At 39.7% G+C, this 14,354-nt stretch carries 16 protein-coding genes and 1 other RNA gene; 11 read left to right on the top strand and 6 right to left on the bottom strand.

From position 1 onward, the window contains the following. The first annotated feature begins 124 nt into the window (after positions 1-124). Positions 125-1,168, top strand: a complete 1,044-nt coding sequence (gene recA, locus F903_RS11950; protein WP_005197335.1) for a recombinase RecA — start codon at positions 125-127, stop codon at positions 1,166-1,168. 41 nt (positions 1,169-1,209) lie between these two features. After that, on the top strand, positions 1,210-1,692 hold the full coding sequence (locus F903_RS11955) for a regulatory protein RecX (RefSeq protein WP_005197340.1): 483 nt from the start codon (positions 1,210-1,212) through the stop codon (positions 1,690-1,692). A gap of 24 nt (positions 1,693-1,716) precedes the next feature. Here the strand turns inward: F903_RS11955 and ffs are convergent. Next, positions 1,717-1,813, bottom strand: an RNA gene (ffs, locus tag F903_RS16460) — signal recognition particle sRNA small type. Positions 1,814-2,136: 323 nt separating this feature from the next. On the opposite strand from ffs, the gene F903_RS11960 reads away from it, so the two are divergent. After that, entirely contained in the window at positions 2,137-2,943 is an 807-nt protein-coding gene (locus tag F903_RS11960; protein ID WP_005197341.1) for a YbgF trimerization domain-containing protein, read from the top strand. Between the two features lie 61 nt (positions 2,944-3,004). Here the strand turns inward: F903_RS11960 and F903_RS11965 are convergent, their stop codons facing one another. The 3 genes from F903_RS11965 to F903_RS11975 all read right to left on the bottom strand — a co-directional run bounded on the left by F903_RS11965 (position 3,005) and on the right by F903_RS11975 (position 5,912). Beyond that, entirely contained in the window at positions 3,005-4,876 is a 1,872-nt protein-coding gene (locus tag F903_RS11965) for a SurA N-terminal domain-containing protein (RefSeq protein WP_005197342.1), read from the bottom strand. A gap of 139 nt (positions 4,877-5,015) precedes the next feature. Next, complete coding sequence (locus F903_RS11970; RefSeq protein WP_004639426.1) at positions 5,016-5,288, bottom strand: HU family DNA-binding protein; 273 nt, start codon at positions 5,286-5,288, stop codon at positions 5,016-5,018. 168 nt (positions 5,289-5,456) lie between these two features. Continuing rightward, positions 5,457-5,912 carry a phasin family protein gene (locus tag F903_RS11975; RefSeq protein WP_004671587.1) on the bottom strand — a complete coding sequence of 152 codons (456 nt, stop codon included), beginning with the start codon at positions 5,910-5,912 and terminating at the stop codon, positions 5,457-5,459. Positions 5,913-6,118: 206 nt separating this feature from the next. Here F903_RS11975 and F903_RS11980 point away from each other — a divergent pair, with 206 nt between their 5' ends. The 8 genes from F903_RS11980 to fdx all read left to right on the top strand — a co-directional run bounded on the left by F903_RS11980 (position 6,119) and on the right by fdx (position 12,240). Further along, positions 6,119-6,766, top strand: a complete 648-nt coding sequence (locus tag F903_RS11980; RefSeq protein ID WP_005197343.1) for a hypothetical protein — start codon at positions 6,119-6,121, stop codon at positions 6,764-6,766. 108 nt (positions 6,767-6,874) lie between these two features. Then, positions 6,875-7,348 carry an Rrf2 family transcriptional regulator gene (locus F903_RS11985; RefSeq protein WP_005197344.1) on the top strand — a complete coding sequence of 158 codons (474 nt, stop codon included), beginning with the start codon at positions 6,875-6,877 and terminating at the stop codon, positions 7,346-7,348. Position 7,349: 1 nt separating this feature from the next. Next, a complete protein-coding gene (locus F903_RS11990; protein ID WP_004671590.1) occupies positions 7,350-8,567 on the top strand; it encodes an IscS subfamily cysteine desulfurase in 1,218 nt (405 codons plus the stop codon). Positions 8,568-8,646: 79 nt separating this feature from the next. Next, a complete protein-coding gene (gene iscU / locus F903_RS11995) occupies positions 8,647-9,033 on the top strand; it encodes a Fe-S cluster assembly scaffold IscU (protein WP_004671591.1) in 387 nt (128 codons plus the stop codon). Between the two features lie 29 nt (positions 9,034-9,062). Next, positions 9,063-9,383: an iron-sulfur cluster assembly protein IscA gene (iscA, locus tag F903_RS12000; RefSeq protein ID WP_005197347.1), complete on the top strand. Its 321-nt coding sequence runs from the start codon at positions 9,063-9,065 to the stop codon at positions 9,381-9,383. 84 nt (positions 9,384-9,467) lie between these two features. Beyond that, complete coding sequence (gene hscB, locus F903_RS12005) at positions 9,468-9,986, top strand: Fe-S protein assembly co-chaperone HscB (protein WP_005197348.1); 519 nt, start codon at positions 9,468-9,470, stop codon at positions 9,984-9,986. Positions 9,987-10,024: 38 nt separating this feature from the next. Next, positions 10,025-11,884: a Fe-S protein assembly chaperone HscA gene (hscA, locus tag F903_RS12010; RefSeq protein WP_005197349.1), complete on the top strand. Its 1,860-nt coding sequence runs from the start codon at positions 10,025-10,027 to the stop codon at positions 11,882-11,884. Between the two features lie 17 nt (positions 11,885-11,901). Then, a complete protein-coding gene (gene fdx / locus F903_RS12015) occupies positions 11,902-12,240 on the top strand; it encodes an ISC system 2Fe-2S type ferredoxin (RefSeq protein ID WP_005197350.1) in 339 nt (112 codons plus the stop codon). A 96-nt stretch (positions 12,241-12,336) separates the two neighbouring features. On the opposite strand, the gene F903_RS12020 is transcribed toward fdx, so the two are convergent. Together F903_RS12020 and F903_RS12025 are read right to left on the bottom strand one after the other, a co-directional pair. Next, positions 12,337-13,776: an adenylate/guanylate cyclase domain-containing protein gene (locus F903_RS12020; RefSeq protein WP_005197351.1), complete on the bottom strand. Its 1,440-nt coding sequence runs from the start codon at positions 13,774-13,776 to the stop codon at positions 12,337-12,339. A 50-nt stretch (positions 13,777-13,826) separates the two neighbouring features. After that, the gene (locus F903_RS12025) at positions 13,827-14,261 is read right to left on the bottom strand and encodes an HIT domain-containing protein (protein ID WP_004671603.1); all 435 of its coding nucleotides are present in this window, start codon (positions 14,259-14,261) and stop codon (positions 13,827-13,829) included. Positions 14,262-14,354: the final 93 nt, after the last annotated feature.

A 14,354-nucleotide genomic window follows, 5' to 3' on the forward strand; every position in this document is an offset into this window, starting at 1 on the left:
AAGACACAGATACGATGTAGAATAAACCACTAGAATCTGCCACTATACTCAAGTCCCAACAAGTTGAGATTCAATACATCCACTTGGGTTAGTCGTTAAGAAGATAAAGTTTTGAGGTTTTGAGATGGATGATAATAAAAGCAAAGCGCTACAAGCTGCATTGAGCCAAATTGAGAAACAGTTTGGCAAAAATACAGTCATGCGCTTAGGCGATAATACGGTACTAGCAGTTGAAGCTGTTTCTACAGGTTCTCTAACGCTAGATATCGCATTAGGGATTGGCGGATTACCTAAAGGTCGTATCATCGAAATTTACGGTCCAGAATCATCAGGTAAAACCACCATGACATTGCAAGCCATTGCACAATGTCAAAAAACTGGCGGTACATGTGCATTTATTGATGCTGAGCATGCTCTAGATCCTGAATATGCACGTAAACTCGGTGTAGATATTGATAACCTACTGGTTTCTCAACCAGACAATGGCGAACAAGCCTTAGAAATCGCAGATATGCTCGTTCGCTCGGGTGCGATTGATATGATCGTTGTCGACTCAGTAGCTGCCCTCACCCCGAAAGCCGAAATTGAAGGTGAAATGGGCGACTCCCACATGGGCTTACAAGCGCGTTTGATGAGTCAGGCTTTGCGTAAAATCACAGGTAATGCAAAACGCTCGAACTGCATGGTGATCTTCATTAACCAAATTCGTATGAAGATCGGTGTAATGTTTGGTAGCCCTGAAACCACAACAGGTGGTAATGCGCTTAAATTCTATGCGTCTATTCGCTTAGACATTCGTCGTATCGGTGCAGTCAAAGAAGGCGATGAAATTACGGGTAATGAAACAAGAGTTAAAGTTGTTAAAAACAAAATGGCGCCGCCTTTTAGAGAAGCTGTTTTCCAGATCATGTATGGCAAAGGCACCAACCAATTGGGTGAACTCGTTGATCTAGCGGTTCAACAAGAAATTGTCCAAAAAGCAGGTGCATGGTATTCATACAAGGGCAACAAGATCGGTCAAGGTAAAAACAACGTGATTCGTCATTTTGAAGAGAATCCGCTTATCGCTCAAGAGATCGAAAAGCTTATTCGTGAACTGCTTTTAACCAAAAATAAAGAAACAGTGCAAACTGAAGATGAAAAAGAACCGGATTTGTTAGAAAGCTAAGCCAAAACGCCCTTCGGGGCGTTTTTATTTCAGAGGAAAGAATGTTTAACACCCATAAGTCAGAGAAGCCTAAAACACTCACAGGACAAAGACTCCGCTCCTATGCTTTTGCTCTATTGACTCGCCGTGATTATTCACAAGCTGAGCTGATTGAGCGACTCAACCGATATGCAACCAACCCAGAAGAAGTGAATGATTTAGTTGCAGAATTAGCGCAACAGAACTATCAGAGTGATCAACGTGTAGCCGAACTCACACTTGCAAGTCAAATTCGAAAAGGAAAAGGTTTACAGCGCATTAAACAGGCGCTAAAGAGCAAACAACTCGATGCTGAACTGATTACAGATGAATTAAATGAAGTTAACTGGCTTGAGCAAGCGTATCAACTAAAGATCAAAAAATTTGGACAAGAAATTACCAAGGATCCAAAAATCAAGGCAAAGCAGATTCGTTTTTTACAGTATCGAGGTTTTGATATGGATGTGATTCTAAAAGCGATTGCTCGAACGAGCGATGAAGAATAAGTAGAAATAAAAAAATGGTGGCAACCCTACCAGCATGACTTCGGCACATCATAATTCTACTACCGTTGCTACCTTCCGGTCCTGGCGGGGTTCGTAGAGTACAATTGCGAAGCTACCAGCAGGGCTACCATTGCAAGACAAAGTATAGAGATTTTTATGTCAGTTGCAAGACTTGTCTCTGTTTTTCAGTGAGTTTTTAGCTCAACCGTCTAATTCCTCATCAATTACCATCGTGTTAACCATCCATTTTCAAAAGATGTATAAACATTGAACAACAATAAGCCGATTCCTAGCAAAAGTGATTGAAGATTGTAAATGCTTATTGCATTTAAACGAGTTGCTGTTTTAATGACTTAATCAGAACCTATATTCGCTGTGTTACATGTAAAGAATGAAGACTTGTTCGCTCACAGCTTTATTTTTCAACTTAATGGATAAATTTTCATGCTAAAGAAGCATTCTGTACTTTTTGTTGCCTTACTCAGCAGTGCACATTTATATGCCAATGTCCCAATTGAATCTCGAGCATTAAGCCAACAGTCTGCCAATACTGGCAATACCGCAAACGTAGGTTCAAACTTAAACTGGGATCTCATCCAGAAGAATCAAAGACTCGAAGAAGAAGTTCGTAAGTTACGCGGTCAACTCGAAGAGCATGACAATGCCATTGAGCAACTCAAAAAAGAACTCACAAATCGCTATACTGATTTAGATCAACGTTTAGAATTACTATCTCAGAAGATTGATCCTCCAGAAGAACATGCAGACGAAGCGATAGATGCTTCACAACCCGTTTCAAATACCGTTACTGCAAGCACACCAGTTGAAGCACAGCCTCAACCAAGTACAGCAGCAGCCAATATCAATGCAAACAATCAACTAGAGTTAGAAAAAGCTGCGTATACGGTGGCATTAGATGCATACAAACAAGGTGGCGCGAAACAAGCCATTCAGCCGATGCAAAATTTCATTAAAAACCATCCCAACGGAATTTATATTGGGAATGCATATTTTTGGCTGGCAGAGTTTTATCTCGCGATTACTCCAGCCAACTATACTGCTGCCAAACAAAACTATAATACCGTCGTAGATAAATATCCAAATTCTGCGAGAGCCTCACGCGCCCTATATCAACTGTATAGCATCGCAACTGAAGTAGATAAGAATACAGCGCAAGCAAATCAATATAAAACCAAATTGTTGGCTCAATACCCGCAATCAGAAGAAGCTAAATTTATCCAAAAGAAATAATTTTCATCACTGCATAAAAAAAGCCAGTTTTCTCAAACTGGCTTTTTTACTTCAATCAAACTTATTTGATTTCTGCTTGCGATTTTAAATATTCAGTATAGTCATCCAGAATTTGTTGTCCGCGGAACTGCTGATAAAGCTTTCTCAACTCTTTCAACTCTTCTGCTGGCAAACCACTTGCTATACTGCTATCAACTTTTGAAACCGCAACAATCACTAGCTCGTTTGGTAGCTTCGTCGCTGTTGCAGACCACATTCCGTCTTTGCTTGGTGCTGCAAGACTAAATGCAGCTCGCTCAATCGCACGTTTCAAGCCTTGAGAGCGCGCAAATGTACCTGCATTTTCAAAAGTCACTTGTGATTTTGCAATCACTTTGGCAGCTGGTTGAGTCTTAAAGTCAGCTAAGGTTGTCGCAACTTTTGCTTGGGCTGCTTTATAAGCCTTCTCTTCAATAACTTTCGCCTTCACCTCTGCTGTGACCTGTGTCAAAGGTTTCGTACCTGCTGGATGATAATCACGAACTTTAATCCAAATGGTATCTCCATTCGCCAATTGGATACTAGATGATGCATTTCGATCACCATTTTTCACATCATCACTAAACAGTTTTGCTTTAACACTTAAATCACTTAACACTGGATCTTGTGTTGCTAAAGTCACTGTTTTAGCAGATTGAATACGCGCACCTTTAACCTCTTGCGCAACCACATCTAAAGAGTCACCACCTACAACCATTTCATTTAAGTTATTGACTGTGTCACTAAACAAGTTAGCGACCTTAGTTTTTTCAACTTCTGCGGTTAAACGTGCTTTTTCAGATTCAAACGATGGAATATTTGCTTCTGGTGCATTTGTCTCAATAATATGGTAACCATACTGCGTTTTTACAGGTTTAGAAATTTGTCCATTTTTCAAGCTATTTACAGCACTGTCAAAATCAGCTGAGAAAGCACCAGGTGCATAAGCTTCAACCAAACCGCCTTGCCCTTTAGAGCTAGGGTCATCAGAGAATTGTGCCGCTGCTTGCGCAAATGTCATCCCTGCTTGGATTTTGGCATAAACGTCATTTGCAAGCTTTTGAGCAGCAGCATCACCGCGCTCATCAGCAGTAATCAAGATATGTTTAACTTCACGCTTTACATCTTTTTGTTGTTTTTCCACAAATGCTGCATAAGCTTGTTTTAAATCTGCCTCTGTTACTGCTAGATTTGCTTGAGGAAGCAACGCTGGACTTAGGACCACATAATCCACATCAACACTTGCAACTTGCTTAAATTCATTTTTATGCTTGTTGTAGTAATCAGTGATTTCTTGATTTGTCGCTGTTACCCCTTTCTTGTAGTCATCTAATTTGATACTTGCTAAATGCAATGTGCGCTGTTCTGTTTGCAGATTTGCTAATTGCTGCAAATCAGACTGACTGACCAATGCATACTCCATCAGCGTTGATGAAACCATCTTCAAAGCATGATCTTGGCGCAGACTCGCGATCAAGCCCTGATTGGTCATGCCAGCAGAGCGTAAATAGTTTTCGTATAATTGTTGAGAAAATTTTCCATTTTCCTGAAAACCAGGCTGTTGAGCCAACATTTGCTCAAGCTGCACATCACTTAAAGAGATACCTAATTTATCTGCTTGTTGCGACAACAAACTACGTGCAACAAGTGCATCTAATGCTTTTTCCTGAATAACAGGAAGATTTAACAGTGACTCATCGCCCTGAACCAAAGATAAATATTGATCTTTATAATTTTTGATCGCACTTTCTAATTCTTTCTTAGAAATATCCTGACCATTTACCGATTTGGCAACATCTACTCTATTGCCGCCACTAAAATATCCTTCAATACCTACAAGTGCTAAAGGGGTCAAAAACAAAACTAATAGGACTTTGCCAAGCCAACCCTTAATGACTGTACGAAATGATTCCATAAGTATTCCAATATTTTATTTCGGGGCAATTTTAACTGAAAAACCAAAGTGAATGAATGCCGAATGAGGATCAAATTAATTTTTTCATTCGATAAATAAAAAACGCACCCAAAATGGTGCGTTTATTGATTTAGAAAGATTACGCAACCGAATCTTTTAAACCCTTACCAGCTTTGAAGCTAGGTACTTTGCTTGCTTTGATTTGAAGCTCTTCACCAGTTTTAGGATTACGACCAGTACGTGCAGCTCGTTCTTTTACGCTAAAAGTACCGAAACCAACTAAAGTAACCGTATCACCTTTTTTAAGTGCTTCAGTGATTGATGCGATTGTCGCGTCAAGTGCCTTACCAGCATCCGACTTAGACACTCCCCCTTTTTCAGCGATCGCATCAATTAATTCTGATTTATTCATGATAAAAAATATCCTCTTAATATCGTTTGTTAAGATCCAAGGCTATAGTTTAAAAGGCCATGCAGCCTTTATAGCAATGCTTTAGGGGAGAACGCAATACTAGAAAGACCTTTTAATTAAAATAAATACCGAAATACGACATAAACGGACGAGTTGCTCGCAATTTTTTTACTTTTTATTCAATTTAGCCTTAAGTTGATCATTTTCTTCGATTAAAGCATCGACTTTAATATGTAGTTGCACCAATAACTGTTCAATATGCTGAAGATCCTTCGGCGTCACCAATCCAATTCGATTTAAAGAGTGATTCACCCCACTATCTAAAATCTTTTCAACCTTATCTTTGGTATCCGTGACAGATTCTTTTGCTTTCTCTGTAACCTTACCAACAGTATTGTCAGCAAAATCTACTGTCTTTGACTCCAACTCTTCGCCAACTTTAACCAATGAGTCGAATAATTTATTTCCTTCTTCCTCAGCGCGAGAAAAAGCCCCTAAACCTGCTAGCCAAATTTGTTGTGTGTATTTTTTAAAATCGAGTGCCGATTTCTTGGAACTCTTTGATTTTAGCTTAGTTCCTGCCTCTGTTTCTTCACTCACATTTTCTCTACTTGCCTTATCCATGAACCATTACTCCTAAGCACTTTACAAACAACATGTCGTATTTAACCATAAAAATGTTTTTATAATATCAAAATTAGGACTTGATCGTTTTAAAAAACTGTTCTACAAAGCAATATAGTCGTGTAAATTGTTTTTAACAGTTGAGTAAGGATACTCAAGTTTACAGGCTTTGTTTTTTGGACTAACTGGTAAGGAAAAAGAGACTTATGCGTGATACGCAACAAAGACATAAACACCCACATTTGTTGCTAAACATTGTCATCATTGTTTTAGAAACTTTTTTCTCTTTCATCCTCACACATGATGCTGCACTACGCTTGCAAGCAAAAAAGTTAATTGATCAAAAGATTACGATTCGTATTAACAGCTACATTCCTTTCTTTGACTTTTATATCCAATTCACAGAAAAAGGTCTGTTGTTTGATATGAAAGCACTCGATCGAAAAGTAGATTTAGAAATTAATAGCACACTTATCGATCTGATTAAAATCTTTGTGTTTAACAATCAACATAGTATTAACAATATGCGTATTTTAGGCGATACAACGCTCGCTGAACAATTTACTGATTTAGTTCCTCATCTCACTTTATCGAGCATATTGGTTAACTGGAAACAATGGTTGAACACCTTTGGTGATGATGCAGATACAATTGCGTCACAGCATCGTATTGCCCCATTACTCGACAAAATTGATCAACAACGTTCCGAAATCAACACATTACTTGTAGAGGTAAAGCAACATCAAAATCGTATTCTCCGTCTACAAAAACGGCAGCGTTTGATCAATATCGGCTTCGCTGTATTGAGCTTTATTTTTATTGCTTTTTTTGTTTATAATGCGTGGATACAATAAATCCAAGTTAATTTACTTTTCACCTGCACAATGGCAATTAAAAAACTTGACTATTTTAGTCGGAATTCATAAAATTTAGACATCTAGTCTAACCATGTGTATCGAATCATGCGCCTTACTACTCGCGGTCGTTACGCAGTGACTGCTCTACTTGATTTAGCTTTGCAGCCAACTGAACAAACGATCACGCTTGCTGAAATAGCAAATCGTCAATCCATCTCAGTCGCTTATCTAGAACAGTTATTCGCAAAACTCAAACGACACGGCTTAGTTTCAAGCGTTCGTGGTGCAAATGGCGGATATCACCTTGCCCGAAAAGCAAGTGAAATCACAGTACTAGCAATTATTGAAGCTGTAAATGAAACTGTCGATGCGACACGTTGCGACCATAAAGGTAACTGCCAAAATGGTGCAATGTGTTTAACGCATGACTTATGGCAAGAACTCTCCCACCATATTGCCGATTATCTTGCAAAAATCTCTCTTGCCGATCTAATCGCTCGTGACAACGTGCAAACCGTTGCAGTCCGCCAAAATTCAGTAAGTTTAGATTCAGCCCTTCTATCGGTTACAGGTATTTGACATGAAACGTCCAATTTATCTTGATTACGCAGCAACCACTCCCGTACTTCCTGAAGTTGCGGAACGTATGATGGAATGCTTAACCTTCGAAGGGTCTTTCGGTAACCCTGCTTCACGTTCGCATGCCTATGGTTGGCAAGCTGAAGAAAAAGCTGAATATGCACGTGAGCAAGTTGCAAATCTAATCAAAGCAGATCCACGCGAAATCGTTTGGACTTCAGGTGCAACCGAGTCAGATAACTTGGCTCTAAAAGGGATTGCTCAATTTTACGGCTCAAGAGGCAAACACATCATCACAAGTAAAATCGAACACAAAGCAGTGTTAGATCCTTGTCGTGAACTTGAAGAGCAAGGCTTTGAAATCACCTATTTAGAACCAGAACCACGTACGGGTTTAATTACCCCTGAAATGGTTCAGGCTGCATTGCGTCCAGATACGATTCTTGTTTCATTAATGATGGTCAATAACGAAATTGGTACAGTAACGGACGTTGCTGCGATCGGTGAATTGACACGTGCCAACAAAACCTTTTTCCATGTTGATGCCGCTCAAGCAGCGGGTAAAGTTGAAATTGATCTTTCAACCATGAAAATCGATTTGATGAGTTTCTCAGCACACAAAATTTATGGTCCTAAAGGTATTGGCGCACTCTTCGTTCGCCGTAGTCCACGTGTTCGCCTTAAAGCACAAGTGCACGGTGGCGGTCATGAGCGCGGTATGCGTTCGGGCACTCTAGCGACACATCAAATTGTGGGTATGGGTGAAGCTTTTGAAATTGCGGGCAAAAACCTGCAAGCAGAACAAACGCGTATTCGTCAGCTACGTGACAAGTTATGGAATGGCTTACAAGACCTTGAACAAGTGTTTTTAAACGGCCACCAGACTCAAAGCGTTGCAAATTATTTAAATGTCAGCTTCAACTTTGTTGAAGGTGAATCCCTAATGATGGCACTAAAAGATGCAGCGGTTTCAAGTGGTTCTGCTTGTACCTCTGCAACACTAGAACCATCATACGTTTTACGTGCTTTAGGTTTATCTGATGAGTTAGCACATAGTTCTATCCGTTTTAGTTTTGGTAAGTACACAACTGAAGCAGATATCGACCACGTGTTAACAATTACCAAAGCTGCTGTTGAGAAATTGCGTGAACTTTCTCCGCTTTGGGATATGTATAAAGAAGGTATTGACCTTTCAACAGTTGAGTGGGCTGAACACTAATTCATTGAACTCTTCATTGAAAATAGCGTTTTAACCCTCATATTAATATTAGGCTGACCCCGAGATTTGGAGAAGCGACATGGCTTATAGTGAAAAGGTAATTGATCATTACGAAAATCCTCGTAATGTTGGTGTTTTAGATAAAAATGCTGAAAATGTAGGTACAGGTATGGTTGGTGCACCAGCGTGCGGCGATGTCATGCGTCTACAAATTCAAGTCGATGACAATGGTGTTATTGAAGAAGCACGCTTTAAGACTTATGGCTGTGGTTCTGCAATTGCATCAAGCTCCCTTGTAACCGAATGGTTAAAAGGTAAGACGCTAGATCAAGCTCAAGCAATCAAAAATATTGATATTGCTACTGAGTTAGCACTTCCTCCAGTAAAAGTACACTGTTCTGTATTGGCTGAAGATGCGATTAAAGCTGCGATTGAAGATTATCGCGGCAAAAAAGTTAAAGCTTAATTGATGACCGATCAAACATTGGAGTTTTCATGATCCATTTAACTGAAAATGCTGCAACTCATATCAGCAATTACCTCCAAAATAGAGGTAAAGGTGAAGGCATTCGTATTGGTGTGAAAACTTCAGGTTGTTCTGGCTTGGCTTATGTGCTCGAGTTTGTCGATGACATAGACACACATGATCAAATTTTTGAACAATCTGGTGTTAAAGTTTTTGTCGATCCTAAAAGCTTAGTTTATCTCGATGGTTTAGAGATGGACTACGTGAAAAACGGCTTAAATGAAGGCTTTGAATTTAGCAATCCAAATCAAAAAGGTGAATGTGGCTGCGGTGAATCATTTACTGTTTAATTCCACGCTCCTTTCTTTTTTCTCGTCAAAACAGTGTGTTCCGCACTGTTTTAACGTATTTAACAATAGCGGAATTCATCTCCCATGAATCATTTTGAGTTGTTCTTATTACCCGAAGCACTCGATATAGATTTAGCAGCTTTAAAAAAACAGTTTTTAAGTTTGCAACAGCAATATCATCCAGACAAGACCAGTGATAAAGATCAAGCTTTGATCAAGTCCAGTGACATTAATCAAGCGTATAAAGTGTTATCACAGGTTGATAGCCGCGCTGCGTATTTGCTTGGCTTAAAAAAACAAGATCATCATCTTGATCAATCCATCAATGATTTTGAATTCTTACAATCTGCACTGGAAATGCGCGAGCAACTCGATGAAGCAACATCGACAGATCAACTCCACACCTTAAAAATAGATATTCAACAGTGGATTGATAGCTTAGTGCGCGAGTTTAAAATCGATTACGCAGAAGAAGACTGGGCTGAGGCACGCGATACCGTACGTAAGCTACGTTTCTTCCAACGCGTTATGAATGATATTGATAAAGCTGAAGATCGCATGTTCGATGCAGAAGATAGCTTCGATTTAGACGATGATTTTTAGTCCGCTTTAACCGATTATTTTCAAGGGATAACTCACGCATGGCACTTTTGCAAATTGCTGAACCTGGTCAATCTACTGCCCCGCATCAGCACCGTATTGCGATTGGCATTGACTTAGGGACAACCCACTCTTTAGTGGCGACAGTGCTATCGGGAAAACCGAAAGTTCTACAAGACGAAAAAAATAGAGTGTTATTACCCTCTATTGTTCATTATGCAAAGGATATAACAACGTTTGGTTATGAAGCCAAACCCTTTATGATGACCGATCCCAAAAACACTATCGTTTCAGTTAAACGATTTATGGGCCGTTCACAGTCTGATATTAAATTCCAGCACCCCTACACACTTGTTGGTGCTGAAAATGAAATGCCAGCTTTTGAAACGCCAGCGGGTCGCAAAACTCCCGTTGAGATTTCTGCTGAGATTTTAAAAAATCTCAAAGAACGCGCAGAAGCGAGTCTAAATAACCCAGTCAATGGTGCAGTTATTACTGTTCCTGCTTATTTCGATGAGGCACAACGTCAAGCAACACGTGATGCAGCCCAACTTGCTGGCTTAAATGTATTACGCTTGTTGAATGAGCCAACTGCTGCTGCGGTTGCTTACGGTCTTGACCAAGAAACCAATCTGAGCACAGATCGTAACTACGTCATTTATGATTTAGGTGGCGGTACATTTGACGTGTCTATTTTGCGTTTTTCGCAAGGTGTATTTGAAGTATTGGCTACTGGTGGACACACTGCGCTTGGCGGTGATGATCTAGACCGTCTCATCGTGAAATGGGCCAAGAAACAACTCAATATTGAGACACTCAATGATGAAGAATATGCCATTTTCATTGTTGCAGCTCGCCAAGCAAAAGAATATTTAACAGATCACGAATCTGCTGAATTAAAACTATTAGATGACCGCCTGACGCTAGACCGCACAACTTTTGAATCAATCATTCAAGTTGCACTCGATAAAACCATAAGCGTATGTAAGCGCGTTTTACGTGATGCAAAACTTAAATTAGACGATATTGAAAATGTAGTCTTAGTTGGTGGTTCAACACGCTCTTATGCTGTTAAAAAAGCAGTCGCTGAATTATTTAAACGTGAACCATTGTGCACGATTAATCCAGATGAAGTCGTTGCAATTGGTGCATCGATTACAGCCAATCAACTGATTGGAAATAGTCAGGACGGCTCGCTACTTCTCGATGTAACACCACTTTCGCTTGGCTTAGAGACCATGGGCGGCTTAGTTGAACGCTTAATCTCACGTAATACCGCTATTCCCGTTGCGCGTCGCCAAGAGTTCACGACTTATCAAGATGGTCAAACAGCAATGTTGATTCATGTAGTTCAAGGTGAGCGTGATTTAGTAGAACACTGCCGTTCATTAGGACGTTTTGTTTTACATGGCATTCCACCGATGACTGCTGGACAAGCCCGCATTGAGGTGACTTTCCAAGTCGATGCAGATGGACTTCTCACGGTATCCGCAAAAGAAATGACTTCTGGCGTTCAAGCTAAAATTGACATCAAACCGTCTTATGGTTTGTCATCAACGGATACCGAGCGCTTACTTATCGAAGGTTTCCAACATGCTGAGGAAGATAAACAACTTCGTCATTTGCAAGAAACCAAAGTTGAAGCACAGCGTGAGCTAGAAGCTTTAGAACAGGCTTTAAAAGCAGATACGGATTTATTAACGCAGCAACAAGCGCGTGATCTAATCCTAGCAGCCGAAGCCTTGAAAGTTCGCCTTGAAACCAATGAACTCGAAGCGATCGAAAATGCTGTTCAACAACTTAAAATTCATAGTGATGCATTCGCTGCACTTCGTATGAACCGACATATTGACCATGCCTTAAAGGGTACAAAACTTGAAGATTGGTCAAACTCAAACTAACGGTATAGGTGATCAATATGCCACGTATTAAAGTGCTCCCTCACGCTCAAATCTGCCCTGAAGGTGCTGAATTTGAAGTCGAACACAATGCCAATTTATGCAAGAGCTTACTCAAGCAAGGCATAAAAATTGAGCATGCTTGTGATATGTCAAGTGCTTGTACGACTTGCCACGTCGTTGTTCGTAAAGGTTTTGATAGCCTTGAAGAAATGGATGATGTAGAAGCCGATTTGCTCGATCGTGCATGGGGTCTTGAACCAGATTCACGTCTATCTTGCCAAGTAGTCATCGTTGATGAAGATTTAGAAATTGAGATTCCTAAATACACCATCAACCATGCTTCGGAAAATCATTAAGTTTATTGCTTAATGATTTAAAAAAATCCTCTTTTAATCAATTTAAAAGAGGATTTTTTATTGTGTAATGAAAAATAAAATATGATCGTTTAGTGCTTATTGCTTAACTTCATCATCTAATGTGAGCTTCGGAACACCCTGCGCATTGGTAATTTTTTGATGCGTCTGAATGCGCTCAATCATTGTTTCTAAAATCTCAACCAACTCAGGATATTCATAGTTTTGGACTTCCTCTAGGTTCAAGACCAAATGGAAACCCTTATAATCATAATCGAACCATTTTTGTGTATCAGATTTCTTGCCTGTAAACTTCTCCATCACTTGCCAAGTTTTAACAGGTCCTTGAATCCCTTTTAAGTAGATCGGAACTTTAGGCACGCACAAAAATTCACTTTTGATGAGTTGATGTGTGTCATCGGCAATGAGGATCTCGTCCACTTCTGCGGCAGATTGTAATCGTGATGCTAAATTCACATCGCGCCCGACGATGGTATATGCCATACGATGCGATGCGCCATAATTGCCTACGTGACAATAACCCGTACTAATTCCCATGCGGATATGCAGCGCAGGATAGCCCATTTTCTTCCACCGCTCACGCAACAGTTTCATTTGTTGACGCATCGCAATTGCCATTTCCACACAAGATTTTGCATCTTGTTCTGTACCCTGCGAGTTTGGATCTCCAAAGAAAATGAGAATGGCATCTCCCATAAACTTATCGACAGTCGCTTCATATTGTTTTGCGATTTCAGTCATATGACTCAAATAGTCATTGAGTAAAAAAGCCAAATCATCTGGAATAAGCGTTTCAGATAGCTCAGTAAAACCTTGTATATCAGAGAAGAAAATGGTGAGTTTTTTACGCTTGTATTCAATTTTTGCTTCAGCTTCACCGCGCATAATCGACTGCCACAGTTGTAATGGCGCGTAGCGACTTAACTGATTTGCAAAAGCAATATAGCGTGTCATTTGATTATGGTAATGCTGGCGTTGTTGACCCAAGACACTCAATCGACGATGCTGGTAATAATTTCCAATGACGATAAATACCATTAAACCCAGCAAACTCACCACGGTCAGTTCTGGATTGGTCGGCTCAAAATATTGTTCCGCTCCAAATATAAAAAAGGTACTAAAATAAAATGTAATGACACCGATAAGTCCGATCAGACAAGCAATCGGTAAAGAAATTCTATTGTTCAATCCAACATATAATAAGGCAAAAATAATAACAAAGGTTGGAACTAAACTTAGATGAAGTGCAGCGAGAACGATGGAGACAATGATCGCCTCATTGGCGAAATACACATTTTTTTCAGTTTTTTTATCGTATTTATATTGCAGCCATTTTTCGAGTCGTGGACAAAATAAAAAATAAATCAATAATAAAGGGAGGATATAAAGTTGATAGTTAGCACTCGATGAGGTAAATGTATAAATGACCAAAATGAGTGACAGAATCGAATATCCCATCAAACGATGAAAGTAAGCGAACTGTCTAGGTTCTTTATCAATCAACCTGTCTAGCGACACTCTATCCTCCTTTCTTATTATAGAATACTATTTTTCTTCTATTTTTTAGATCAGTCCATGCGCCAATCGAATGGCATATCGCCTTGTCCACGTAGTGCAAGCATCAATGTTTGACGCATATGCGCGAGTACATCATTGCTATAAGGGACAGCTGGATTTCCCCAAACTGGTTTAGGCCATGCAACATCGTTTTGATAACGTACAACATGATGAAAATGCAATTGAGGTACAACATTGCCTAACGCGGCAACATTCATTTTATCCGCACGGAATACACGCGAAAGTTGGCTAGATAACCAGCTTGATTCACGCAAAAACTGTTCCTGATCTGCTTGGCTGAGTTCATATAACTCTGTAATTCCTGGTACGCGTGGCACAAGAATTAACCAAGGAAATTGCATATCATTCATTAAACGACATGTTGAAAGCGGGAAATCGCCTACAAAAAATGTATCTTGAGCAAGTTGGGGATGCAAACTAAACATATCTTTATAAATGATGCAGAATAATGATGATCAATACTACCACATCAGTTCTGATGTGAATATTCTAAGTAGGCTATTTGATTACAAATAACA

Origin of the sequence: Acinetobacter sp. NIPH 298 (assembly GCF_000369505.1) — a bacterium.
In the GTDB taxonomy this organism is placed as follows: Bacteria; Pseudomonadota; Gammaproteobacteria; order Pseudomonadales; family Moraxellaceae; genus Acinetobacter.